The organism is Streptomyces sp. NPDC017095, assembly GCF_044332325.1.
In the GTDB taxonomy this organism is placed as follows: Bacteria; Actinomycetota; Actinomycetes; order Streptomycetales; family Streptomycetaceae; genus Streptomyces.
This window is the reverse complement of record NZ_JBIROU010000016.1, coordinates 1-25,028: the sequence shown is the minus strand read 5'-3', so window position 1 is coordinate 25,028 and position 25,028 is coordinate 1. Positions and strand designations below refer to the sequence as shown.

The following is a 25,028-nucleotide window of genomic DNA, read 5'->3' as shown; positions in this document are numbered from 1 at the left end:
CGCACCGCTCAGGTGCTATTCAGTTGTGCTTTCCGACCAGTGCGTAGGTCTGCGTCGCGATCTCCAGTTCTTCATCCGTCGGCACCACGGCGACCGCCACCCGGGCGGAGTCCGGCGAGATGAGCCGCGGCCCGTCCGCGCGTACGGCGTTGCGCTCCGGGTCCACCGCCAGGCCCAGGCCCGCCAGGCCCGCCACGGCCGCTTCCCGCACGGGTGCCGCGTTCTCCCCGACCCCCGCGGTGAAGGCCACCGCGTCCACGGTGCCGAGCACCGCGTAATAGGCGCCTATGTACTTCTTGAGCCGGTGAATGTAAATGTCGAAGGCGAGCGCCGCCTCTTCGTCGCCCTCGTCGATCCGGCGGCGGATCTCCCGCATGTCGTTGTCGCCGCACAACCCGAACAGACCGCTCCGCTTGTTCAGAAGAGTGTCGATCTCGTCCATGGACATATCGCCGACGCGCGCCAAATGGAAGATGACCGCCGGGTCAAGGTCACCGGACCGCGTACCCATCACCAGCCCCTCCAAAGGCGTCAGCCCCATGGAGGTGTCCACGCACCGGCCGCCGGCCACCGCCGAGGCGGAGGCGCCGTTGCCCAGGTGCAGCACGATCACGTTGACCTCGGACGGGTCCTTGCCCAGCAGCCGGGCCGTCTCCCGCGAGACGTAGGCGTGCGAGGTGCCGTGGAAGCCGTAGCGGCGGATGCGGTACCGGTCGGCGATCTTCGGGTCCAGGGCGTAGCGCGCCGCGGACTCCGGCATGGTCGTGTGGAACGCGGTGTCGAAGACGGCGACCTGGGGCAGGTCGGGGCGCAGGTTCCGCGCGGTCCGGATACCGGTGAGGTTGGCCGGGTTGTGCAGCGGGGCGACCGGGATCAGCCGCTCGATCTCGGTGAGCACCTCGTCGTCGATGACGGTGGGCTCGGTGAAGAACATCCCGCCGTGCACCACCCGGTGCCCGATCGCGGCCAGCTCGGGCGAGTCCAGGCCGAGGCCGTCCCGGGCCAGTTCGCCCGCGACCGCCTTCAGCGCGGCGTCGTGGTCGGCGATCGGGCCGGTGTGCTCGCGGGTGCCGCCGCCGGTCAGGCAGGTGTGCTTGAGCCGGGAGGTCTGCTCGCCGATGCGCTCGACCAGGCCCACCGCGAGACGGCCGGCGTCCCGCATGTCCAGCAGCTGGTACTTCAGCGACGAGGAACCGGAGTTGAGGACGAGGACACGGGTGGGGGAGGTCACTGCTGGGTTGCCTTCTCGTCGAGGTGCTGGGCCTGGATCGCCGTGATGGCGACGGTGGTGACGATGTCCTGGACGAGGGCGCCCCGGGACAGGTCGTTGACCGGCTTGCGCAGGCCCTGGAGGACCGGGCCGACGGCGATGGCGCCGGCCGAGCGCTGGACGGCCTTGTAGGTGTTGTTGCCGGTGTTGAGGTCGGGGAAGATCAGCACGCTGGCCTGCCCGGCGACCTCGGAGTCCGGCAGCTTGGTGGCCGCGACGGACGGCTCCACGGCCGCGTCGTACTGGATCGGGCCCTCGGTCTTCAGGTCCGGGCGGCGGGCGCGGACCAGCTCGGTGGCCTGGCGCACCTTGTCCACGTCGGCGCCCGAGCCGGAGGTGCCGGTGGAGTACGACAGCATCGCGATCCGCGGCTCCACGCCGAACTGGGCGGCCGTGGCCGCCGACTGGACGGCGATGTCGGCGAGCTGCTCGGCGTCCGGGTCCGGGTTGACCGCGCAGTCGCCGTAGACGAGCACCTTGTCGGCCAGGCACATGAAGAACACGGAGGAGACGATCGAGGCGTCCGGCCGGGTCTTGATGATCTCGAAGGCGGGCCGGATGGTGGCGGCCGTGGAGTGCACCGAGCCGGACACCATGCCGTCGGCCAGGCCCTCCTGGACCATCAGGGTGCCGAAGTAGTTGACGTCGGAGACGACGTCGTGGGCCAGCTCGACCGTGACGCCCTTGTGGGCGCGCAGCGCGGCGTACTTCTCGGCGAAGGAGTCCCGCAGCTCGGAGGTGGCCGGGTCGATCAGCACGCTGTCGCCGAGATCGATGCCGAGGTCGGCGGCCTTCTTGCGGATCAGGTCCACCGGGCCGAGCAGGGTCAGGTCGCACACGCCCCGGCGCAGCAGCACCTCGGCCGCGTGCAGCACCCGCTCCTCGGTGCCCTCCGGGAGCACGACGCGCCGCTTGTCGGAGCGGGCCCGCTCCAGCAGCTTGTGCTCGAACATCATCGGGGTGATCCGGTCGCTGCTGGGCGCGGAGACCCGGCGGGCCAGGCCGGCGGTGTCGGCGTACCGCTCGAACAGGCCGAGCGCGGTCTCCGCCTTGCGCGGGGTGGCCGCGTTCAGCTTGCCCTCCAGGGAGAACAGCTGCTCGGCGGTGGGGAAGCTGTTGCCGGACACGGACAGTACCGGGGTGCCCGGGGCGAGCCGGGCGGCCAGGGTCAGGATCTCGTCGCGCGGCACCTCGTTCAGCGTCAGCAGCACCCCGGCTATCGGCGGTGTGCCGGCGCTGTGCGCGGCCAGCGAGCCGACGACCAGGTCGGCGCGGTCGCCCGGGGTCACCACCAGACAGCCCGGGGTCAGGGCGGCGAGCAGGTTGGGCAGCATGGCGCCGCCGAAGACGAAGTCCAGCGCGTCCCGGGCGAGGCCGGAGTCGTCGCCGAGCAGCACCCTGGCGTTCAATGTCTGGGCGATCTGGGCGACCGTCGGCGCCGAGAGCGCGGGCTCGTCCGGCACCACGTAGCAGGGCACCGGCAGCCGGTCGGCCAGCCGCCCGGCGATCTCGTCGCGGTCCTCGCGGGCCACCCGGTTGGTGACCATGGCCAGCACGTCGCAGCCGAGCCCGGCGTAGGCGCGGTAGGCGTTGCGGGTCTCGGCGAGCACGGACTCGGCGGGCTGCTTGCGGCCGCCCACCACCGGGATCACCGAGGCGCCGAACTCGTTGGCGAGCCGCGCGTTCAGGGACAGCTCGTCCGGCAGCTGGGTGTCGGCGAAGTCGGTGCCGAGGACGAGGACCACGTCGTAGTCGCGGGCCACCCGGTGGAAGCGGTCGACGAGGGCGGCGACCAGTTCGTCGGTGCCCTGTTCGGCCTGGAGCGCGGACGCCTCGTGGTAGTCCATGCCGTAGACGGTCGTCGGCTCCTGCGCGAGGCGGTACCGGGCCCGCAGCAGCTCGAACAGGCGATCCGGGCCGTCGTGGACGAGCGGACGGAACACACCCACCCGGTCGACCTGCCGGGTGAGGAGTTCCATGACCCCCAACTCCACGACCTGGCGGCCGTCACCTCGGTCGATGCCGGTCACGTACACGCTGCGCGTCACGTGTCCACTCCGTTCCTCATGTCGCGTCTGTCGCCTCTACGGCATAAAAATCGCCCACCCAGGTGAGCCGAACCCTCTTGACAATACCCCCGCCGACGGATAAGGCGCCCGTCAAGACTTCACCTGCCCGGCGGACGTGAAAGAATCGGCACTGGCTCACCGGTAGACGACAGCGAGCAGGAGACACAGCACGATGCGTATCGGAGTTCTCACCGCAGGCGGCGACTGCCCCGGCCTGAACGCCGTGATCCGGTCGGTCGTGCACCGGGCGGTCGCACAGTACGGCGACGAGGTCATCGGTTTCGAGGACGGCTACCGCGGTCTGCTGGACCGCCACTACCGCGGCCTCGACCTGGACGCGGTCAGCGGCATCCTGGCCCGCGGCGGCACCATTCTCGGCTCCTCCCGGCTGGAGCGCGACCGGTTGCGCGAGGCCTGCGAGGGCGCCGCGGACATGGTCGAGGAGTTCGGCATCGACGCGCTCATCCCGATCGGCGGCGAGGGCACGCTCACCGCGGCCCGCATGCTCTCCGACGCGGGCCTGCCGGTCGTCGGCGTCCCCAAGACCATCGACAACGACATCTCCTCCACCGACCGCACCTTCGGCTTCGACACCGCCGTCGGTGTGGCCACCGAGGCGATGGACCGGCTGAAGACCACCGCCGAGTCCCACCAGCGCGTGATGGTCGTGGAGGTCATGGGCCGGCACGCCGGCTGGATCGCCCTGGAGTCCGGCATGGCCGCCGGCGCCCACGGCATCTGCCTGCCCGAGCGGCCCTTCGACCCGGCCGACCTGGTCAAGATGGTCGAGGAGCGGTTCGCCCGCGGCAAGAAGTTCGCGGTCGTCTGCGTCGCCGAGGGCGCCCACCCCGCCGAGGGCACCATGGACTACGGCAAGGGCGCGATCGACCAGTACGGCCACGAGCGCTTCCAGGGCATCGGCACCGCCCTCGCCTACGAGCTGGAGCGGCGCCTCGGCAAGGAGGCCAAGCCGGTCATCCTCGGCCACATCCAGCGCGGCGGCGTCCCCACCGCCTACGACCGCGTCCTCGCCACCCGCTTCGGCTGGCACGCGGTCGAGGCCGCGCACCGCGGCGAGTTCGGCCGGATGACCGCGCTGCGCGGCACCGACATCGTGATGGTGCCGCTCGCGGAGGCGGTCACCGAACTGAAGACGGTCCCGAAGGACCGCATGGACGAGGCCGAGTCGGTCTTCTAGGACCGTGTCCTACGTGGTGAGGCGCGGCGCTTTTGGGCGGCGCCTCGCCGCAGGCGTCGGCCCCACGTCGCTGCGTACTGTTCTCGCCGACGCGACTGGCCCTGGACCCGGTCCAGGTCACCTCGGCTACGTCTGCCGCATCGGCTGAGTGGCTGCGGGGCGCCCCTAGGGGCGCCCCGGCCCGCGGCGTCACAGTCTCGCCCGACGCGCCCCCCCCCGCAGCCTCCGCCGACCTGGCCGGTACCGCGTCCGGTCCGCTGGGTGCGCCGGGCCGACCCATTTGCGGCCACGACCAAGGGCCCCGTTTCCCGGGTCGGACCGGGAAACGGGGCCCTAGGTTGTGCGAGGGTGCTCATCCGATGGCGATGCGGGTTTTCCACCAGGGGGAGGGGCTGATGATTTCGGTTCCCGCGCCGGTCATGGCGTCGCGGCCGCCGGCGTAGAAGCGGACGCTGCCGTCGGAGCGGACGGTCCATACGTCGGGGATGCCGTCTCCGTTGGCGTCCGGGGTGCCCATGATGTGGGGTATGGCGTCGATGGTCCAGCCGCCGCCGGTCCAGTAGATGTCCTCGCCGCCGGCGGAATTGGCTGCTGCTGCCAGGGAATTGAGGTCCACACCGCCACCGGAGGCGGCGATGCCCTTGCGCAGCACCAGCCTGCCTGAGGTGTTGATGCGGTAGACGAGGTCGGCCACCTTGTCACCGGAGATGTCCATGGCCATGACGATGTCCCGGTCTTTCCAGGCCGATGGGGACAGTCGTACGACCTGGTCGACGGTGGCGCCGTGATAGCCGGTGAAGGCCCACAGTTCGTCGTCGGTGCCGTCGCTTCTGCGGACGGTGGCGAGGAAGTCGGTGCGTCCGTCGCCGGTGATGTCGCCCGTGGCCACGATCTGGTTGAAGGTGCCCGGATCCGGTGATCCGGAGGGCAGCAGGATTTCCCTGCGCCGGTCGGTGTTGACAGCTCCGTAGCCGTCACCGGGATAGACCCAGAGTTTGCCGCCGACGCGTACGACGAGGTCTTGTAGGCCGTCGCCGCCGTAGATGTCGCCGTTGTGGGTGATCAGGGCGCCCTTGAAGTGACCGCTCGAGGCAGCCACGTACGGGGGAAGGCCGTCGCCGTTGGGGTCCTTCTCGGAGTTGTCGCGGTAGGCGCCCGGCATGGAGTAGTCCAAGTCGCCCGTGTCCTTGGCCAGGTCCTTGTCGGCTTGCGAGGGATACAGCGCGAGATTGCCGGCGTCGGTGATGGTCATCAGGTCGGGCAGCCCGTCGCCGGTGAAGTCACCGGGTTTGTCAGCTTGGTCCCGCGGGGTGACGTAGAAGAGGTACTTCGTCGGCTCCGATGCGTTGCCTGCGCTGTCGACGGCTCGGACGTACAGCACGTTCGGCCCGGCCGTGCTGGGCGAGCTGGCGCACGCCTGGACATCGAAGGTCACACCGGCCGGCAACAGCACCGGCTGCAAGGCAGCCAACGGCACCACATGGGGCCCCCGCACCGACTACGCCGCCTCCTCGGGCCCGGTCGCGGACGCTCCCGACCAGGCCACCGACACCACCGCCCCCGACACCGCGCTGACCTCCACCCTCGCCGCCGCAGCACCGGACACCGCCACCGTCTCCACCGGCGCGACGGCCTACCGCCAGTCGTTCACCTTCGACTGGCTCGGCAACCGCGCCACCCTGACCGACCACGACACAGCCGACGCAACGAAGAACCTCACCTACACCTACGGCTACGGCAAGACGGGCACCGACGGCAGGACACAGCCCCACACAGCCACGTCGATCACTTCCACGCCCTCCGGCAAGGGCAGCACCTACACCTACGACGCGACCGGCAACACCGAAGCCCGGGACCTGTACAACACCGCCCAGGACCTGATCTGGTCGCCCGAGAACAAGCTGGAATCGATCACCGACACCAGCAAGAAGACGACATACGTCTACGACGCCGACGGCAACCGCCTCCTGGAGAACTCAGCCACAGGTTCGACCCTCTACCTGGGCGAGACGGAACTGACCACGGACGCGAGCGGAGCCATCACCCGCGCCACGCGCTCCTACGCCCAGGCCGGCGCACCCACCGTCGTGCGCACTACAGCCAATGGCGCTGGCACCGGCCACAAACTCAGCGTCCTGCTCGCCGACCATCTCGGCACCGCCAACACCTCGGTCGACGTGGCCTCCGGCCAAGCCGTCACCCGCCGCGCCTTCAAGCCCTACGGCGAAGTCCGCGGCACCAAGCCGGCTGCCTGGCCCGACAAGCGCAGCTACCTCGGCACCGGCATCGACGACGCGGCCACCGGACTGACCCACATCGGGGCCCGCGAATACGACCAGAACGCCGGCCGGTTCCTGTCCGCCGACCCGGTCATCGACATCACCGACCCGCTGCAGAGCAACGGCTACTCCTACGCCCGCAACAGTCCCGTCTCCACGTCCGACCCCGACGGCCTGCGCCCGGTGGGAGTGTGCGATATGGGTACGTGCCCGAACAATACGAAGGAGTGGTTCACTCACGATGACGAGGGTCGCTGGACCCAGCACACCGTCAGTTATACGGAGACGTCCCGCACCGACGGCTCAAGACTGTATTCGTACACGCATACCGACGGGCGCCGTAAAAGGAAGTCCTACGCCACCGTCGGTGACTACGGCACCTACCACGGCATCGCCCCGCTCGGCGGAAACCGTCGCAAGCAGCAGGCCAAGGACCTTTTCAATTTCTTCGTCTTCGATACGGATCAACTGGGCAAGGGCACTGACGACTTCAGCTGGGGTAACTGTGGCCCGCTGGCCCTGGACTTGCCCTGGGGCAAGCCTGCCAAGCTGCTGAAGTTTGGCAAGTACGCGGACGAAGTCGCCGACGTACGCAAGCTGCCCGGCTGCAAGTGCTTCCTGGCCGGCACCGATGTCCTCATGGCCAACGGCTCCACCAAGGACATCGAAGACATCAAGCTCGGCGACAAGGTCCTGGCCACCGATCCCAAGACCGGTGAAACGGCCCCCCGCAAGGTCACCCGCCTGATCCGGACCGACGGAGACAAGTATTTCGACGAGCTGTCCATCACCACCAAGGACGGCATCGAAAAGCTCACCGCCACCCACGAGCACCCCTTCTGGTCCCCCTCCCGACGCGACTCGGTCCCAGCAGGTGAACTCACCCCAGGCATGACCCTGCGCACCGAAACGGGCGACACGGTCATCGTCACCGGCAACCGCCCCTTCACCCGGCATGCGCGCACGTACAACCTGACGGTCGACGACCTCCACACGTACTATGTGCTGGCGGGCGAAACTCCGGTCCTCGTGCATAATTCGAGTGAGGTCTGCGGTACAAGCCTGACGCGAGGTGAAAAGGTTGCTGCCGCTACGGGCGTCGATGATCTTTCGCCAGCGTTGCGAAAGAGCCTCACCGGTTTCATGAAGAAGAGTCCAGGGGATGCCGAAATCCCGCAGATCGTTCGTCTCCCCGGAGGCGGTGCAGAGTTCTACTACAAGGTCCCCGGAAGGGTTCCCGGGTCGTACGCGATGTATCGGAAGCGAGTAGATCCTGAAGGGGTTACGGAGTTGGCTTACAAGACGACCTTCCTCCCTGATGGCAGCATTGCTCACATCAAGTTCAAGTGAGGATGAGGTCCATGGGATCGGATACTTGCCAGGCTCTGGCCGGTCTACTTCGCTGGGAATCATCGCTGGATAGCCTGATCGACGCCGCTAACCGATGCGATCGACACGAGGGGTGGTCTATTCGCTTGGATCGTGATGCGGTAAGAGAGGTTCTGCAACGATGCGCATCCGGAGAACTAGACATTCTCGAACTGCCGCGATGGGCCGGGGCGATTCACATGCTGGAGCGTGTCGAAATCGACGAAGTGGACGTTGAGGTTCTGACTCAGTTCCTCTTCGAGGTGTCGAGTCCTGAACTATTCGAGCCGATCACCGTTGGCGTATGTCAGCGATGGATCAGTCGAATGGAAGATGCATAGCGCTCTGCTTAAGCGAAAGCGCGGAGGCCTGGAAGGAGGAGATTCCGACCGGGCCTCCAGGGCGTTTGACGGCAATGATGACGGCAACGTCAGCGGACGACGGTTGCGGGGGGCGGGTCGTCGGTCGTGCCGGGGATGCAGCCGAGGGTGTCGATGGCCTGGCGCTGGAGGCGGAGTCGGACGTGGGCGTAGACGCCGGCGGTGACGCCGATGTGGGCGTGGCCGAGGACTTCCTTGATGGCGACGAGGTCGAGAGGGCTGCCGGTCGGGGCCTTCCTCTCCGGTCCGGCCTGGTTCCCATCAGGCCCTACCCGGTGTGCCGTCCGGTGGTCGTGTCCTCGGTGGCCGTCCAGAAGGCGGTGGTGATTCCGGCCAGGAACCGCCGGCCGGACTCGCTCGCGTTCCGGCTGCCGCCGCCCCAGCCGAGGGTGGCGGCCATGCGCCCCTGGTAGTCCTGGTGCAGCTCCCGCAGCGCCCGTTCCACCCGGTCCTGGTCCAGGGGCACGAGCCGGGTCACCGGCCGCACGTACGCCTGCCAGCGGGTCGTCACCGCGCTGCGCAGCAGTTCGGCGAGCTGTGCCGCGCGGCCGGTGGCGGTGGTGAAGTCGCGCGGGGTGAGGTCCAGGACGCGGGCGAGCGCCGCCGACTGCCGCTCGGTGCCCCGCCACTGCCCGCTCTCCTCCGCCCGCAGATAGGCGCGCAGGTCCATGCCGACGGCGTGGGCGATGTCCTCCGGGGCCGCGGAGCGGGCCACGCGGTGCTCGCGCAGCGTCCGCGGCCGGCCGATCAGTTCGCCCGGCGAACACCACAACACGGGCGCCAGCGCGGTGAGTTCGCGACTGCTGGGCGCGGCGGTGCCGCGCTCCCAGGCGATCACGTGACCGGCGGTGACGTACGGCAGCCCGTACGCGGCACGCATCCCGTAGGCGACGTGCTCGGGCCCCATGCCGAGCGCGGCACGGAGCCTGCGGGCGGCCGGGGCGTCGAACGGGGGAGCCGGCGGGCCGGGCTGGGCTGAGGGAGGGCGCACTCCGCACACCGTAGGGGCGCTCCGGGCCGCTGACCACGGTCGGTTCCGCCGAGATCACCGGTCGTAGGAACGTACGGGCATGCCGCGCCGGATCGCCCGGCACTCAGTGTCACCAGGGCGGGACCCGCCGGGGCCGGCCGCCGCCCACGCGGACGCCGGCCGCCTCGCCGAAGCCCGCGCCCGGCACCCCGCCGGGGCCGTCACCCGCATCCGGGCCGCCGCCCGCCGCGCCGAGGACGACGCCGCCCTCACCGTCCCCGCGTGACCCACCGGTACACCAGCTCGGGTCGTCCCACCTGTCCGTACAGCGGGCTCCGGGCGGCTCGGTCCGCCTCCACCAGGTGCTCCAGATAGCGCCGGGCGGTGATCCGGGAGATGCCCACCGTCTCGGCCACCCCGGCCGCCGTCAGCCCCTCCGGCGCCCCGCGCAGCGCGCCCGTGACCCGCTCCAGCGTCGGCCCGCTCAGCCCCTTCGGCAGCGCCGCCGGCGACGGCGCGCGGAGCACCGCCAGCGCCCGGTCCACCTCGTCCTGGCCGCTCGCCTCGCCCGCCGCCGCCCGGAACTCGGCGTACCGCACCAGCCGGTCCCGCAGCGTCGCGAACGTGAACGGTTTCAGCACGTACTGGACCACGCCCAGCGAGACGCCCTCCCGCACCACCGCCAGGTCCCGGGCCGAGGTCACCGCTATCACGTCGGCGTGGTGCCCGGCCGCCCGCAGCGACCGGACCAGCTGCAGCCCGTGCACGTCCGGCAGGTGCAGGTCCAGCAGCAGCAGGTCCACCGGCGTGCGCTCCAGGAGGCGCCGGGCCTCCGCGCCCGTGTGCGCCTTCCCGGCCGCGACGAATCCCGGCACCCGTCCGACGTAGAGCGCGTGCGCGTCGGCGGCCACCGGGTCGTCCTCCACGACGAGGACCCGGACGGGCGGGCGTGCGTCCGTCATCGGCCGCCGCCCAGGGACACCCGCAACGGCAGCCGCGCCTCGAACACCGCTCCGCCCTCGCCGTCCTCGCCGGACCCCGTCACCGTCAGGGTGCCCTCGTGACGGGTCACCGCCTGCCGGACCAGGGCCAGCCCGAGTCCCCGCCCGCCGGGCCCGGCCGGCTTGGTGGAGAACCCGCGCTGGAAGACCAGGCCGGCGCGGGCGGGGTCGACACCGGGTCCGGTGTCGGCCACCCGGAGCACCAGGGCGCCGTCCGCGGTGTACGCCGTCACCGTCACCCGCGCCCGGGCGCTGCCCTGCGCCGCGTCCACCGCGTTGTCGATCAGGTTGCCGAGGATGGTGACCAGGTCCCGGGCCGGCAGCTCGGCCGGGAGCAGCCCGTCGTCCAGCCGGCTGTCCGGCGACACCACCAGCTCCACGCCCCGCTCGTGCGCCTGGGCGGTCTTGCCCAGCAGCAGCGCGGCCAGCACCGGTTCGCCCACCGCCGCCACCACCTGGTCGGTGAGGGCCTGCGCCAGCTCCAGCTCGGCCGTGGCGAACTCCACCGCCTCCCCGGCCCGGTCCAGCTCGATCAGCGAGACCACCGTGTGGAGGCGGTTCGCTGCCTCGTGCGCCTGCGAGCGCAGCGCCTGGGTGAAGCCCCGCTCGGAGTCCAGCTCGCCCATCAGGGACTGGAGTTCGGTGACATCCCGGAGCGTGACGACCGTACCCCTGCGCTCGCCCCCCGACACCGGCGAGGTGTTCACCACGAGCACCCGGTCCGCCGTCAGGTGCACCTCGTCCACCCGGGGCTCGGCGGACAGCAGCGCGCCCGTCAGCGGGGCCGGCAGGCCCAGGTCCGCCACCGAGCGGCCGACCGCCTCCTCCCGCGGGCCCACGCCCAGCAGCTCCCGGCCGCCGTCGTTGATCAGCGCCACCCGGTACTGGCCGTCCAGCATCAGCAGCCCCTCCCGGACCGCGTGCAGCGCCGCCTGGTGGTAGTCGTGCATCCGGCTCAGCTCGGCGGCGTTCATGCCGTGGGTGTGGCGGCGCAGCCGGGCGTTGATCACATAGGTGCCGACCGCGCCCAGCAGCAGCGCCCCGCCGGCCACCCCGAGCAGGGCCGCGACCTGGTCCCGGACCCGGGCGCTGATCGTCTCCACCGTGATGCCGGCGCTCACCAGGGCGACGACCCGGCCGCCGTCCGTCACCGGGGTCACCGCGCGGACGGACGGGCCGAGCGTGCCGGTGTAGGTCTCGGTGAAGGTGCGGCCGTGCCGGGCCGGCTCGATGGTGCCGAGGAAGCGCCTGCCGATCTGGTCGCGGTCGGGGTGGGTCCAGCGGATGCCGGACGGGCTCATGATCGTCACGAAGCCGACGTTGGCGTCCCGGGTGACCCGCAGGGCGTACGGCTCCAGCCGGGCCGTGGGGTCCGGGCCGCGGACCGCCGCGCGGACCGAGGGCGCGTCGGCGACGGAGCGGGCCACCGCCGTGGCCTGCCGGGCGGCGGAGTCCTCGGCCTGCCGCCGGTCGCTGACGTAGGTGAACAGCGCGTACCCGGCCACGACCACCGCGATCAGCACGGCCTGCATGGCGAACAGCTGGCCCGCCAGGCTGCGGGGGCGCGGGAGGGTGGGCAGACGCATGCCAGCAGTGTGCCTCTCCGGCCGATCGTGAACTAAATGAACGGAAGGGTGACCGCTCTCACAAGCCGGGAGATAGTCACGGCGTTCCCCATCAACGCCCGGACGTGAGCCGCACGCCGGTTGTTCGCCGACGAAGACGTCAAGGAGGGCAGTCGTGGCCGCCAGCACCGCCGATACGGCACCTGCCGCACCCCGTGGGAAGCGGGACCGGACCCATTACCTGTACATCGCCGTCATCGCGGCGGTCGCGCTCGGTATCGCCGTGGGCCTGATCTGGCCCGACGCGGCGGTGGAGCTGAAACCGCTGGGCACCGGATTCGTGAACCTGATCAAGATGATGATCTCGCCGATCATCTTCTGCACGATCGTGCTCGGCATCGGTTCGGTGCGCAAGGCCGCCAAGGTGGGCGCGGTCGGCGGGATCGCGCTCGGCTACTTCCTGGTGATGTCGCTCGTCGCGCTCGCCATCGGTCTGGTGGTCGGCAACGTGCTGCACCCCGGGGACGGGCTGCACCTGACCGACGCGCTCAAGCAGAGCGGGCACGCCCAGGTGGAGAGCGACGCGCTGCCGCCGGTGGACTTCGTGCTGTCGATCATCCCGACCACGTTCGTGTCCGCGTTCACCCAGGGCCAGGTGCTCCAGACGCTGCTGGTGGCGCTGCTCGCCGGGTTCGCGCTCCAGGCGATGGGCACGGCCGGGCAGCCGGTGCTGCGCGGCATCGAGCACGTCCAGCGGCTCGTCTTCCGCATCCTGTCCATGGTGATGTGGGCGGCGCCGGTCGGCGCGTTCGGCGCGATCGCGGCCGTGGTCGGCTCCGCCGGCGTCGACGCGCTCAAGAGCCTGGCCGTGCTGATGCTCGGCTTCTACGTCACCTGTGTCCTGTTCGTCTTCGTGGTGCTCGGCACGGTCCTGCGGATCGTCGCCGGACTGAACGTGTTCTCCCTGTTCAAGTACCTCGCCCGCGAGTTCCTGCTGATCCTGTCCACCTCCTCGTCGGAGTCGGCGCTGCCGCGGCTGATCGCGAAGATGGAGCACCTGGGCGTCAGCCGGCCGGTGGTCGGGATCACCGTGCCGACCGGCTACTCGTTCAACCTCGACGGCACGATGATCTACATGACGATGGCGTCGCTGTACATCGCGGACGCGCTGGGCACGCCGATGTCGGTCGGCGAGCAGATCCCGCTGCTGCTGTTCCTGCTGCTGGCGTCCAAGGGCGCGGCCGGGGTCAGCGGCGCCGGGCTCGCCACCCTGGCCGGCGGGCTCCAGTCGCACAAGCCGGCGCTGGTCGACGGCGTCGGGCTGATCGTCGGCATCGACCGGTTCATGAGCGAGGCACGGGCGCTGACGAACTTCGCGGGCAACGCGGTGGCGACGGTGCTGATCGGCACGTGGACCAAGGAGATCGACACGGCGCGGGTACGGCGGGTGCTGGCCGGCGAGCTGCCGTTCGACGAGACGACGCTGCTGGACGAGGGCGCCTTGGCGCCGGGCGAGGGGCCCGGGGCCCGGGAGGACCGGCTGGTCAAGGCCTGAACGCCCGCCGCGCCCCCGGACGGGGCGCCGCCCCCCTCTGCTCCGGACGTCCGGCCCCGCCTGAACCGGGGCCGGGCGTCCGGGTCTGCTTGAACCGGGGCCGGGCGTCCGGGTCTGTCCAGACCGGGCCGGGCGCCCGGGTTCGCTTGCACCGGGACCGGTTGTCTGGGTCTGTCTGAACCGGGGTCGGGTGCCCGGGTCCGTCTAGACCGGGGCCGGGCGTCCGGGTCCGTCTCTGAAGCGGGGCCAGGTGTCCGGGTCCGCCTCTCTCACGCCACCTCGGCCACCAGTTCGGCGGCCCGCGCGGCCGGCACGCCCGCCGCGGTCAGTACGGCGACCGTGGCCGAGCGGCCCGCCTCCCGCGCCGCCAGCAGACCGTCGTTCACCGCCTCCATCAGGGCGAACAGCATCTGCTCGTGGACGTACGCCAAGGCCGGCGCGGGCAGCGGGGAGCTGAAGACGCCCGCGTCCAGGCCGCGCTGGAGCAGGGCCACCTTGGCCTCGCGCAACGGTGCGAGGCGTTCGCGGATGCCCTGGACGGTGACCGTCCGCTGGGCCAGCGCGATCAGCAGCCGGTAGCGGTCGGCGGTCTGCCAGACCGCCAGCACCGACCGGGCCACCGCCTCCGCCGGGTCCCGCACGCCCGCCCGGCCCTGCGCGTCCGCGTCCGCCAGCGCCTGCACCGCCTCGTCCACGAGCGTGCTGATCAGCGCCTCGCGGCTGGGGAAGTGGCCGTACACCGTCCGGCGCACGACCCCGGCCGCGCGCGCGATCTGGTCCATGGACGCGTCGGGATCGCGCAGCAGCTCCGCGAGGGCGACGTCGAGGATGCGGCGCCGGTTGGCGTCGGCGCGGCTGCTGTTACCCGTGGTCATGGCGGACATTCTGCCTCCCCGCCCCCGTCCCGAGTCGACTTGCACAGGGTTGTGCAACGACGTACATTGCACATAGTTGTGCATTTGCACGTCACTGTGCAAGTCCGTCGCGTACCCGAGGAGGGCGACCCCTGCCATGCGACTCGTCATGACCGAACCGGTCGAAAGGATGGAGCGGCCCTACGCCCGGCGGTGGTGGGCCCTGCTGGTGCTCTGCCTCAGCCTGCTGATCATCGTGATGGCGAACACCGCTCTCACCGTCGCCGCGCCCGACATGACGCGGGACCTCGGGCTCTCCAGCGCCGACCTGCAGTGGGTGATCGACGGCTACACCGTGCCCTACGCGGCGCTGATGCTGCTGCTCGGCGCGATAGGCGACAAGTACAGCCGGCGCGGGGCGCTCGTCCTCGGGCTCGTCGTCTTCGGCGCGGGCGCCGTCTTCGGCTACCTCGCGGACAGCGCGGCCACCGTCATCGCGGCCCGCGCCGTGATGGGCGTCGGCGCGGCCCTGATCATGCCGGCCACGCTGTCGCTGCTCGCCGCGACCTTCCCGCGCGGTGAGCGGGCCAAGGCCATCACCCTGTGGACCGCCACCGCCGGCCTCGCCATCGCGGCCGGCCCGGTGGTCGCCGGCGCCCTGCTGCGCGACCACGGCTGGTCCTCGACCTTCCTGATCAACGTGCCCATCGCGGCCGTCGCGCTGGTCGCCGCCCTGGTCCTGGTGCCGCCGTCCAAGGCGGGCCACCACGACCGCATCGACTACGTCGGCGGTGCGCTGTCGGTGATCTGGACCGGCGCGCTCGTCTACATGATCATCCAGGGCCCGCACTTCGGCTGGGGCGCCAAGGCCGTCGGCGCGGCCGTCGTCGCCGGGGCCGGACTGGTCGCCTTCGTGCTGTGGGAGCTGCGCCACCCGCGCCCGATCCTGGACGTGCGCCGCTTCACCGCCCGCCGGTTCGCGGGCTCCAACCTCGCCGTCGCGCTGTTCTTCCTCGCCGTCTTCGGTGCCTTCTACTACCTCACCCAGCACCTCCAGTTCGTCCTCGGCTACGACGCCCTGGAGACCGGTGTGCGCATGCTGCCGCTGGCCGGCGCGGTCTTCGTCGGCTCGGCCCTGACCGGCTGGCTCACCCCGCGGGTCGGCATGAAGTGGACCGTCAGCGCCGGCATGGTCGGCGGCACGGTCGCCCTCGCCCTGCTCACCCGGGTGGACGCGCACTCGGGCTACGGCGACTTCGTGGCGCCCCTGATCATCCTGGGCCTCGCCATCGGTCTGGCCCTCTCGCCCTGCACCGACGCCATCATGGGCGCGTTCCCGGAGTCCGAGCTGGGTGTCGGCGGCGCCGTCAACGACACCTCGCTGGAGCTGGGCGGTTCGCTCGGCATCGCGATCCTCGGCTCCCTGCTCGCCACCTCCTACGGCGACCACCTCGCCGACGCCACCGCGGGCAGCAGGCTGCCGGCGGGCGCCCTGGACACCGCGCAGGACTCGGTGGGCGCCGGGTACGCCGTCGCGCAGGGCATCGGCGAGAAGGCGCACCAGGCCGCCGCGCGGGCCCAGCAGGCGACCGACCCGCAGCAGGCCGCGCAGCTCAAGCAGCAGGCCGGCGACCTGGCCGCCGGGGCCCGGCAGATGGCCGACGCCGTCGGCTCCGCCTTCTCCGACGCGGTCGCCCACACCAGCCTGGTCGGCGCGGTGATCCTCGGCGTCGGCACGGTCCTGGTGGCGGTGCTGCTGCCGCGCCGGGAGGCCGCCGGGACGGCCACACCGGCCGGTGACGCCGGCGACGAGGACCTGGCGGACAGCGCGGCCCGCTGACGCCGGGGCCCGCGGCCCCACACGAAAAAATCCCCCGGGCAATTGCGCTCGGGGGATTTCGCTGCGTATATTCGATGATTCGCGACTTGCTATTCGGTGAGCCGCTTGAGTTCAGTGACCACAGTATATGCGGGCGGGAGTGGAATTGTCAAACGCGGATCTGTCGAACAGTGAATTTCCGGACGATGAATTGCGCGGTGAGCAGGAATTCGTCGACGGACTGTACGCGCGCGTGGACGTGCTGCGCGGCGAGGCCGAGAGCGGTGTCGCGGACGCGCTCGCCCAGGGCGACAAGCCCATGCAGGCCCGGCTGGAGCGGGACATCCTGGTCGCCGAGCGCTCCGGGCTGCTCGCCGCGCTGAACGCCGTGGACGGCTCGCTCTGCTTCGGCCGGATCGACCTCGCCGACGGCACGAAACACCACATCGGCCGCATCGGGCTGCGCGAGGACGACGCCGAGCGCACCCCCGTCCTGATCGACTGGCGGGCCGACGTCGCCCGCCCCTTCTACCTGGCCACCGGCCACACCCCGATGGGCCTGCGCCGCCGCCGGCACATCGCCTCCGAGGGCCGGACCGTCACCTCCCTGCACGACGAGATCCTGGACCTCGGCGACGCCACCCGCACCGGCCACGAGGACCACAACGGCGACGCCGTGCTGCTGGCCGCGCTGAACTCGGCGCGCACCGGCCGGATGAGCGACATCGTGCAGACCATCCAGGCCGAGCAGGACCGGATCATCCGGGCACCGCACCGCGGGGTGCTGGTCGTGGAGGGCGGCCCCGGCACCGGCAAGACGGCGGTGGCCCTGCACCGGGCGGCGTACCTGCTCTACGAGCACCGGGAGCTGCTGGCCCGCCGCGCGGTCCTCATCGTCGGCCCCAACCCCGCCTTCCTCGGCTACATCGGCGAGGTGCTGCCCTCCCTCGGCGAGACCGGCGTGCTGCTGGCCACCGTCGGCGAGCTGTTCCCCGGCGTGAAGGCCACCGCGGCCGACAGCCCCGCGGCCGCCGCCGTCAAGGGCCGGGCGGAGATGGCCGACGTGCTGGCCGCCGTCGTCCGCGACCGGCAGGCCCTGCCCGACCCGGTGATCGCCATCGAGCACGACCGCGAGGTGCTCATGCTGGACGACGGCCTGGTGCGCGTCGCCCGCGAGCGCACCCGCGCCGCCCGGCTGCCGCACAACGCGGCCCGCGAGCACTTCGAGGGGCACATCCTCAACACGCTCACCGAGCTGTACGCCGAGCGCGTGGGCACCGACCCGTACGACGGCAGCAGCCTGCTGGACGCGGCCGACCTCACCCAGATCCGCGACGAACTCGCCGAGAACCCCGAGGTCTGGGCCGCCGTCGACCGGCTGTGGCCCCGGATCACCCCGCGGCGGCTCGTCGCCGACTTCCTCGCCGAGCCCGACGGCTATCTGCCGCCCGAGGACGCCGACGCCGTCCGCCGCCCGGTGACCCGCGCCTGGACCGTCGCCGACGTGCCCCTGCTGGACGAGGCGGCCGAACTCCTCGGCGAGGACGACCGCCTGGCCCGCGCCCACGCCGAACGAGAGCGCGAGACCCAGGTGGCCTACGCGCAGGGCGTGCTCGACGTGTCGTACGCGTCCCGGACGTACGAGTTCGAGGACAAGGAGGACAGCGACCCCGAGTCGAGCGAGGTGCTGTCCGCGCACGACATCATCGACGCCGAGCGGTTCGCCGAGCGGCACGAGGAGGCGGACCACCGCAGCGCCGCCGAGCGGGCCGCCGCCGACCGCACCTGGGCGTTCGGGCACATCATCGTGGACGAGGCGCAGGAGCTGTCGCCGATGGCCTGGCGGCTGCTGATGCGGCGCAGCCCGACCCGCTCGATGACCCTGGTCGGCGACCCCGCGCAGACGGCGGAGGCGGCCGGCGTCGGCTCCTGGGCACGGATTCTCGCGCCGTACGTCGAGGACCGCTGGGAGCACACCCGCCTCGGCGTCAACTACCGCACCCCGGCCGAGATCATGGACCTCGCGGCGGCCGTGGTCCGCGCCGGCCATCCGGACTTCGAGCCGCCCAGCTCCGTCCGCTCCACCGGCGAACGCCCCTGGGTGCGGCGGGTGAGCGGCGACCTGCCCGGCGCGGTCGCCGAGGCGGTCGCCGAACTCACCCCGGCCGAGGGCAGGCTGGCCGTCATCGCCCCGCGCGACCTGCACCGTCCGCTGGCCGCCCGGCTGGACGGCGTCACGGCCGGCGCGGAGCCCGACCTGACGCGTACGGTCGTGCTGCTCGACCCGCGCCAGGCCAAGGGGCTCGAGTTCGACTCCGTCCTGGTGGTGGAGCCGGCCGCCTACGGCACGAGCGACCTGTACGTGGCCCTGACCCGCGCCACCCAGCGCCTCGGCATCCTGCACACCGGCACGCTCCCGGAGGGGCTCAGGCAGGCCGCAGCCACACCGTAGCCAGTGGGGGCAGGGTCAGTCGGAGGCTCGCGGGGCGGCCGTGGGCGCCCTGCGGCTCCGGCTTGACCGCGTCCGGGCCGGTCACCCCGCCGCCGCCGTACCCTCCGGCGTCGGTGTTCAGCACCTCCACCCAGGCCGGCACGTCGTCGGGCACCCCGATCCGGTAGTCGTGGCGGACCACCGGCGCCAGGTGGGAGACCGCGAGCAGCGGGGTGCCGTCGGCGGCGCGGCGCAGGAACGCGAAGACGTTGTCGTCCGCCGCGTCCCCGGCGATCCACTCGAAGCCCGCCGGGTCGGTGTCCCGCTGCCACAGCGCCGGCGTCGCCCGGTACACCGCGTTCAGGTCCCGCACCAGATCCCGCACGCCCCGGTGGTCCGCCTCCGCGCCGTACGCCGGGTCGAGCAGCCACCAGTCCGGGCCGCGCGCCTCGGACCACTCGGCGCCCTGCGCGAACTCCTGCCCCATGAACAGCAGCTGCTTGCCCGGGTGGGCCCACATGAAGGCCAGGTAGGCGCGCAGGCTGGCGCGCTGCTGCCACCAGTCGCCGGGCATCTTCGACACCAGCGAGCCCTTGCCGTGCACCACCTCGTCGTGCGAGATCGGCAGCACGTAGTTCTCGCTGTAGGCGTACACCATCGAGAACGTCATCTCGTGGTGGTGGTAGCCGCGGTGCACGGGGTCGTGGCTCATGTACCGCAGCGAGTCGTGCATCCAGCCCATGTTCCACTTCAGGCCGAAGCCGAGCCCGCCGAAGCCGCTCGGGCCCCACTGGTGGGTGGGGCGGGTGACGCCGTCCCAGGCGGTGGACTCCTCGGCGATGGTCACCACGCCGGGGCAGCGCCGGTAGACGGTGGCGTTCATCTCCTGGAGGAAGGCTACCGCGGCCAGGTTCTCCCGGCCGCCGTGCTCGTTCGGCGTCCACTGGCCCGGCTCGCGCGAGTAGTCCAGATAGAGCATCGAGGCGACCGCGTCCACCCGCAGTCCGTCGATGTGGAACTCCTCGCACCAGTACACGGCGTTCGCCACCAGGAAGTTGCGCACCTCGCGGCGGCCGAAGTCGAACTCCAGCGTGCCCCAGTCGGGATGGGCGGCCCGCTGCGGATCGGCCGGCTCGTACAGCGGCTGCCCGTCGAAGGCGGCCAGCGCCCACTCGTCGCGCGGGAAGTGCGCCGGCACCCAGTCCATCAGCACCCCGACGCCGGCCTGGTGCAGCCGGTCCACCAGGTACTTGAAGTCGTCCGGGGTGCCGAGCCGGGCCGTCGGGGCGTAGAACCCGGTGACCTGGTAGCCCCACGAGCCGCCGAACGGATGCTCGGCGACCGGCATCAGCTCGACGTGCGTGAAGCCCAGGTCCCGTACGTAGGCGGGGAGTTCCTCCGCCAGCTCGCGGTAGGTCGCGCCCGGCCGCCAGGAGGGCAGGTGCACCTCGTAGACGGAGAAGGGCGCCTCGTGCACCGGGGTGTCCGCGCGGTGGGCCAGCCACTCGGCGTCGCCCCACTCGTAGTGCGAGGCGTGCACGACCGAGGAGGTGGCGGGCGGCACCTCGGTACGGCGGGCCAGCGGGTCGGCGCGCAGGGTGCGCGAGCCGTCCGGGCGGGTGATCTCGAACTTGTACAGCTCGCCCTCGCCGAGCCCCGGCACGAACAGCTCCCAGACCCCGGTGCCGCCGAGCGAGCGCATCGGGAAACCGCTGCCGTCCCAGAAGTTGAAGCCGCCGGTGACCCGGACGCCCCGCGCGTTCGGCGCCCACACCGCGAACCGGGTGCCGGTGACGCCCTGCTGGGTGGTGACGTGCGCGCCCAGCGCCCGCCACAGCTCCTCGTGCCGGCCCTCGCCGATCAGGTGCAGGTCCAGCTCGCCGAGGGTGGGCAGGAAACGGTAGGCGTCCTCCGTCTCCAGCTCCGTGCCGTCGTACGTCACCAGCAGCCGGTAGACGGGGACCTCGGCGAGCGGCAGCAGCCCGGAGAAGAAGCCGTCGCCGTCGTCGTGCAGCCGGGCGCGCTCCTCGCCGCAGACCACGGTGACCGCCCGGGCGTACGGCCGGAAGGCGCGGAAGGCGACGCCGCCGGGGACCGGATGGGCGCCGAGGACGGCGTGCGGATCGTGGTGGGTGCCGTGCAGCAGCCGCTCACGGTCGCCCGCGTCCAGGGCGGGCGACACGGCTGCCTCCAGCGCGGGCGGCACCGGCTGCGCGGGCACCTGCGCGGCCCGCGCTCCCCGGTCCGTGGTCTCCCCGGCCACCTGCTCCCGGGCCGCCCCGGTGCCGGCCGGGCTGCGGCCGGCCCTCTTCGCGGCCCCGGGCGTGCCGGGCGTGTTCCTGGCGGCTGGCTTCTTGGACGTCACGAGCGCATCTCCCGGGCGAGTTCGGGTCAGGTCGGGTCGGACGCGGCGAGGCGGCGGATCGCCGACAGCGGTACGGGCAGCCAGTCCGGGCGGTGCCGGGCCTCGTAGACGACCTCGTAGACCGCCTTGTCGGTCTCGTAGGCCCGCAGCAGCACCGGGTCGGTGCGCGGATCGAGGCCGGAGGCGTCCGCGTAGCCGGAGCAGTAGGCCGCCCGGCAGGCGTGCGCCCAGTCCAGGGCGGGCCGGCCGGCCGAGTGGGCCGCGTAGTCGAAGGAGCGGAGCATGCCCGCGATGTCCCGCACCGGCGGCTGCGGCATCCGCCGCTCGGCCAGCGGCCGGGCCGGCTCGCCCTCGAAGTCGATCAGGGACCAGTCGCCGGACGGCGAGCGCAGGCACTGCCCCAGATGCAGATCGCCGTGCACCCGCTGGGCGGTCCAGGTGCGGCCCTCGGCGGCGAGCGAGGACAGCGCCGAGTAGGCCGAACGCAGCCCGTCCTCGTACGGCCTGAGCGCCGGCACCGCCTGCACGGCCGTCGCCAGCCGCTCGGTCATGCCGTCGACCAGCGACTGAAGCTGGCTGTGGCCGAGGGTGACCGTGGGCAGGGCGCGGGCGAGCGCGGTGTGCACCTCGGCGGTGGCCCGGCCCAGCGCGCGGGCCTCGGCGGTGAAGTCCTCGCCCTTGGCCAGCTCGCGCAGCGCCAGCTCCCAGCCGTCGCCGGCCCCGCTGACGTAGGGCTGGAGCACGGCCAGCACATAGGGCTCCCCGGCCGGCTCGGCGCGCAGCCAGCCGGCCGGCGCGGGCACCCGGGGGCAGCCCGCGCGGGCCAGGGCGAGCGGCAGCTCCAGATCGGGGTTGACACCGGGCAGCACCCGGCGCAGCAGCTTGAGGATGAACGTATCTCCATAGACGACCGAGGAGTTGGACTGCTCGCCGGTCATCAGCCGGGCCACGAGTCCCGGCCGGATTTCCTGCCCCGGGCCGCGCTCGAAGCGCAGCACACCGATCCGGGTCCGATCGCGCAGGGCCTCCAGCAGCAGTTCGGCTGGCCGGGGGTCGAACAGGGCGTCGTACACCGTCTGGCCCGCGAGCGGGCCCTCGTCGACATGACCGATCAGCGCGGGCGCCAGCCGGGGCGGCAGCGCCTCGCGCGCGCCTATGAGGAGCTGGTAGCAGTCGCCCGGGTGCGGCTCCCCGCCCGGGGCGTCCGGCTGGTGCACGCGCAGCAGCAGGTGGTACAGGCTCAGCCGCCCGCCCGTCGGCAGCAGTTCCGTGACGGCCACCGGGGTGAAGCCGGTGACCGGACGGCCCTTGCCCGCGAACCAGCGCTGCCGGGGCAGCCAGGCGCGCAGCAGGGGGTCGAGGGAGGCCAGGAGTGATCCGGTGGTGCCGGAGGTGGTGACCGTTCCCGCCATGGGCGTCACGTCCTTTGCCCGGAGGTCGTCGAGGGGTGTTCCTCTCACGTGCCCCCGGTGGGGCGGCGGAAACCGCCCCACCGGGCCTGGGCTACGCGCCCTCCCGGCGCAGCCGGAACCAGTAGAAGCCGTGCCCCGCGAGGGTGAGCAGGTACGGCAGTTCGCCGATGGCCGGGAACCGCACCCCGCCGAACAGCTCGACCGGATGCCGTCCGCCGAACCGGCTGAGGTCCAGCTCCGTGGGCTGGGCGAAGCGGGAGAAGTTGTGCACGCACAGCACGAGGTCGTCCTCGTACTCCCGCAGGAAGGCGAGGACCGCCGGGTTCGACGACGGCAGCTCGGTGTAGGAGCCGAGTCCGAAGGCGAGGTTCTGCTTGCGGATCTCGATCATGCGGCGGGTCCAGTGCAGCAGGCTGGACGGCGAGGACATGGAGGCCTCGACGTTGGTGACCTGGTAGCCGTGGACCGGGTCCATGATGGTCGGCAGGAACAGGCGTCCCGGGTCGCAGGACGAGAAGCCGGCGTTCCGGTCGGGTGTCCACTGCATGGGGGTGCGGACGGCGTCGCGGTCGCCCAGCCAGATGTTGTCGCCCATGCCGATCTCGTCGCCGTAGTACAGGATCGGCGAGCCGGGCAGGGACAGCAGCAGGGCCGTGAACAGCTCGATCTGGTTGCGGTCGTTGTCGAGCAGGGGTGCCAGGCGCCGGCGGATGCCGATGTTGGCGCGCATCCGCGGGTCCTTGGCGTACTCCGCCCACATGTAGTCGCGTTCCTCGTCGGTGACCATCTCCAGGGTCAGCTCGTCGTGGTTGCGCAGGAAGATGCCCCACTGGCAACTGGACGGGATCGCGGGGGTCTTGGCCAGGATCTCGGAGACCGGGTGCCGCGATTCGCGGCGTACGGCCATGAAGATGCGCGGCATCACGGGGAAGTGGAAGGCCATGTGGCACTCGTCGCCGCCCGCGCTGTAGTCGCCGAAGTAGTCGACCACGTCCTCGGGCCACTGGTTGGCCTCGGCCAGCAGCACCTTGTCGGGGTACTGGGCGTCGATCTCCCGGCGGACCCGCTTGAGGAAGTCGTGGGTGGCGGGCAGGTTCTCGCAGTTGGTGCCCTCCTCCTGGTACAGGTACGGCACCGCGTCCAGCCGGAACCCGTCGATGCCGAGGTCCAGCCAGAACTTCAGCGCGGAGATCATCTCCTCCTGCACGGCCGGGTTCTCGTAGTTGAGGTCCGGCTGGTGCGAGAAGAAGCGGTGCCAGTAGTACTGCTTGCGTACCGGGTCGTACGTCCAGTTGGAGGCCTCGGTGTCGACGAAGATGATCCGCGCGTCCTGGAACTGCTTGTCGTCGTCGGCCCAGACGTAGTAGTCGCCGTACGGCCCGTCCGGATTCCGCCTCGACTCCTGGAACCACGGGTGCTGGTCGCTGGTGTGGTTCATCACGAAGTCGATGATCACGCGCATGCCGCGCTGGTGGGCGGCGTCCACGAACTCCACGAAGTCGGCGAGGTCGCCGAACTCGGGCAGCACGGCGGTGTAGTCGGAGACGTCGTACCCGCCGTCTCTGAGCGGCGACTTGAAGAACGGCGGCAGCCAGAGGCAGTCCACGCCGAGCCATTGCAGGTAGTCCAGCTTGGCGGTCAGGCCCTTCAGGTCGCCGACGCCGTCGCCGTTGCTGTCCTGGAAGGAGCGGACCAGGACCTCGTAGAAGACGGCGCGTTTGAACCAGTCGGGGTCGCGGTCCTTGGCGGGGGTGTCCTCGAAGGTGTCCTGAACCGGCTCGTTGACGATCATGTTGTGGGTGACCCTCCGGTCTGCGGGGTGGACGGTCGCAGGACGGTGAAGACGTGCGCGGGCGTGTGACCCGGTTCGAGGCGCACGTAGTTGGTCCTGCCCCAGTGGTAGGTCTCGCCGGTCAGCTCGTCGCGGACCGGCACCGACTCGTGCCAGTCCAGGCCGAGTTGTGGCATGTCCAACGAGACCGTGGCCTCCTGGGTGCTGTGCGGGTCGAGGTTGGCGACCACCAGGACCGTGTTCGGTCCGCTCCGCTTCGAGTAGGCGATCACCGCGTCCTGGTCGGCGTGGTGGAAGTGCAGGTTCCGCAGCCGGTGCAGGGCCGGGTTCTGCCGTCGGATGGTGTTGAGGCGGGTGAGCAGGGGGGCGAGGGTGCGGCCCTCGCGTGCGGCGGCTTCCCAGTCGCGGGGTTTGAGCTGGTATTTCTCCGAGTCGAGGTATTCCTCGGAGCCGTCCCTGAGCGGGGTGTTCTCGCACAGTTCGTAGCCGCTGTAGATGCCCCAGGAGGGCGAGAGGGTGGCGGCCAGGACGGCGCGGACCTCGAAGGCGGGCCGGCCGCCGTGCTGGAGGTAGGCGTGCAGGATGTCGGGGGTGCTGGGGAAGAGGTTCGGCCGCATGTAGGCCGCCGCCTCGCCCGACAGCTCGCTCAGGTACTCGGTCAGCTCTTCCTTGCCGGTGCGCCAGGTGAAGTAGGTGTAGG

At 71.6% G+C, this 25,028-nt stretch carries 14 protein-coding genes and 3 pseudogenes; 6 read left to right on the top strand and 11 right to left on the bottom strand.

What is annotated here, in order from left to right:
- Window positions 1-19: 19 nt before the first annotated feature.
- Both ACH4OA_RS27585 and pta read right to left on the bottom strand, forming a co-directional pair.
- Window positions 20-1,231: an acetate kinase gene (locus tag ACH4OA_RS27585; protein ID WP_365878936.1), complete on the bottom strand. Its 1,212-nt coding sequence runs from the start codon at window positions 1,229-1,231 to the stop codon at window positions 20-22.
- The gene (gene pta / locus ACH4OA_RS27580; RefSeq protein WP_397971705.1) at window positions 1,228-3,318 is read right to left on the bottom strand and encodes a phosphate acetyltransferase; all 2,091 of its coding nucleotides are present in this window, start codon (window positions 3,316-3,318) and stop codon (window positions 1,228-1,230) included. Before pta ends, ACH4OA_RS27585 begins: the two co-directional genes overlap by 4 nt.
- A gap of 193 nt (window positions 3,319-3,511) precedes the next feature.
- On the opposite strand from pta, the gene ACH4OA_RS27575 reads away from it, so the two are divergent.
- Window positions 3,512-4,537 (top strand): ATP-dependent 6-phosphofructokinase, encoded by a 1,026-nt coding sequence (locus ACH4OA_RS27575; protein WP_397943619.1) that lies wholly within the window; start codon window positions 3,512-3,514, stop codon window positions 4,535-4,537.
- 352 nt (window positions 4,538-4,889) lie between these two features.
- On the opposite strand, the pseudogene ACH4OA_RS27570 reads toward ACH4OA_RS27575, so the two are convergent.
- A pseudogene (locus tag ACH4OA_RS27570) lies at window positions 4,890-5,945 on the bottom strand (hypothetical protein); the annotation flags it as partial.
- On the opposite strand from ACH4OA_RS27570, the pseudogene ACH4OA_RS27565 reads away from it, so the two are divergent.
- A pseudogene (locus ACH4OA_RS27565) lies at window positions 5,932-7,860 on the top strand (polymorphic toxin-type HINT domain-containing protein); the annotation flags it as partial. The pseudogenes ACH4OA_RS27570 and ACH4OA_RS27565 sit on opposite strands and share 14 nt — an antisense overlap.
- Window positions 7,861-8,832: 972 nt before the next feature.
- Here the strand turns inward: ACH4OA_RS27565 and ACH4OA_RS27560 are convergent.
- Window positions 8,833-9,555 (bottom strand): helix-turn-helix domain-containing protein, encoded by a 723-nt coding sequence (locus ACH4OA_RS27560; protein WP_397971702.1) that lies wholly within the window; start codon window positions 9,553-9,555, stop codon window positions 8,833-8,835.
- Window positions 9,556-9,634: 79 nt separating this feature from the next.
- Here ACH4OA_RS27560 and ACH4OA_RS27555 point away from each other — a divergent pair, with 79 nt between their 5' ends.
- Window positions 9,635-9,820 carry a hypothetical protein gene (locus ACH4OA_RS27555; RefSeq protein ID WP_397948939.1) on the top strand — a complete coding sequence of 62 codons (186 nt, stop codon included), beginning with the start codon at window positions 9,635-9,637 and terminating at the stop codon, window positions 9,818-9,820.
- Here ACH4OA_RS27555 and ACH4OA_RS27550 read toward each other — a convergent pair.
- A complete protein-coding gene (locus tag ACH4OA_RS27550; protein ID WP_397944526.1) occupies window positions 9,804-10,496 on the bottom strand; it encodes a response regulator in 693 nt (230 codons plus the stop codon). The two genes, ACH4OA_RS27555 and ACH4OA_RS27550, sit on opposite strands and share 17 nt — an antisense overlap.
- Window positions 10,493-12,121 carry an ATP-binding protein gene (locus ACH4OA_RS27545; protein ID WP_397944524.1) on the bottom strand — a complete coding sequence of 543 codons (1,629 nt, stop codon included), beginning with the start codon at window positions 12,119-12,121 and terminating at the stop codon, window positions 10,493-10,495. Before ACH4OA_RS27545 ends, ACH4OA_RS27550 begins: the two co-directional genes overlap by 4 nt.
- 154 nt (window positions 12,122-12,275) lie before the next feature.
- Here ACH4OA_RS27545 and ACH4OA_RS27540 point away from each other — a divergent pair, with 154 nt between their 5' ends.
- Entirely contained in the window at window positions 12,276-13,655 is a 1,380-nt protein-coding gene (locus tag ACH4OA_RS27540; RefSeq protein ID WP_397971700.1) for a cation:dicarboxylate symporter family transporter, read from the top strand.
- Window positions 13,656-13,924: 269 nt separating this feature from the next.
- Here the strand turns inward: ACH4OA_RS27540 and ACH4OA_RS27535 are convergent, their stop codons facing one another.
- Window positions 13,925-14,539: a TetR/AcrR family transcriptional regulator gene (locus tag ACH4OA_RS27535; RefSeq protein WP_397971697.1), complete on the bottom strand. Its 615-nt coding sequence runs from the start codon at window positions 14,537-14,539 to the stop codon at window positions 13,925-13,927.
- 127 nt (window positions 14,540-14,666) lie between these two features.
- Between ACH4OA_RS27535 and ACH4OA_RS27530 the strand changes: the two genes are divergently transcribed.
- Both ACH4OA_RS27530 and ACH4OA_RS27525 read left to right on the top strand, forming a co-directional pair.
- Window positions 14,667-16,349, top strand: coding sequence for an MFS transporter (locus ACH4OA_RS27530; protein ID WP_397971695.1), 1,683 nt, complete (start codon window positions 14,667-14,669; stop codon window positions 16,347-16,349).
- A 127-nt stretch (window positions 16,350-16,476) separates the two neighbouring features.
- Window positions 16,477-18,780: a HelD family protein gene (locus tag ACH4OA_RS27525; protein ID WP_397971692.1), complete on the top strand. Its 2,304-nt coding sequence runs from the start codon at window positions 16,477-16,479 to the stop codon at window positions 18,778-18,780.
- Here the strand turns inward: ACH4OA_RS27525 and glgB are convergent.
- The 4 genes and pseudogenes from glgB to ACH4OA_RS27505 form a co-directional block, all read right to left on the bottom strand.
- Window positions 18,755-20,980, bottom strand: a complete 2,226-nt coding sequence (gene glgB / locus ACH4OA_RS27520) for a 1,4-alpha-glucan branching enzyme (RefSeq protein WP_397971871.1) — start codon at window positions 20,978-20,980, stop codon at window positions 18,755-18,757. The genes ACH4OA_RS27525 and glgB overlap by 26 nt on opposite strands.
- Before the next feature lie 170 nt (window positions 20,981-21,150).
- Window positions 21,151-22,536, bottom strand: a complete 1,386-nt coding sequence (locus tag ACH4OA_RS27515; RefSeq protein ID WP_397971689.1) for a maltokinase — start codon at window positions 22,534-22,536, stop codon at window positions 21,151-21,153.
- Between the two features lie 91 nt (window positions 22,537-22,627).
- The gene (gene treS / locus ACH4OA_RS27510) at window positions 22,628-24,328 is read right to left on the bottom strand and encodes a maltose alpha-D-glucosyltransferase (protein ID WP_397944512.1); all 1,701 of its coding nucleotides are present in this window, start codon (window positions 24,326-24,328) and stop codon (window positions 22,628-22,630) included.
- A pseudogene (locus ACH4OA_RS27505) lies at window positions 24,325-25,028 on the bottom strand (alpha-1,4-glucan--maltose-1-phosphate maltosyltransferase); the annotation flags it as partial. The gene treS and the pseudogene ACH4OA_RS27505, both read right to left, overlap by 4 nt.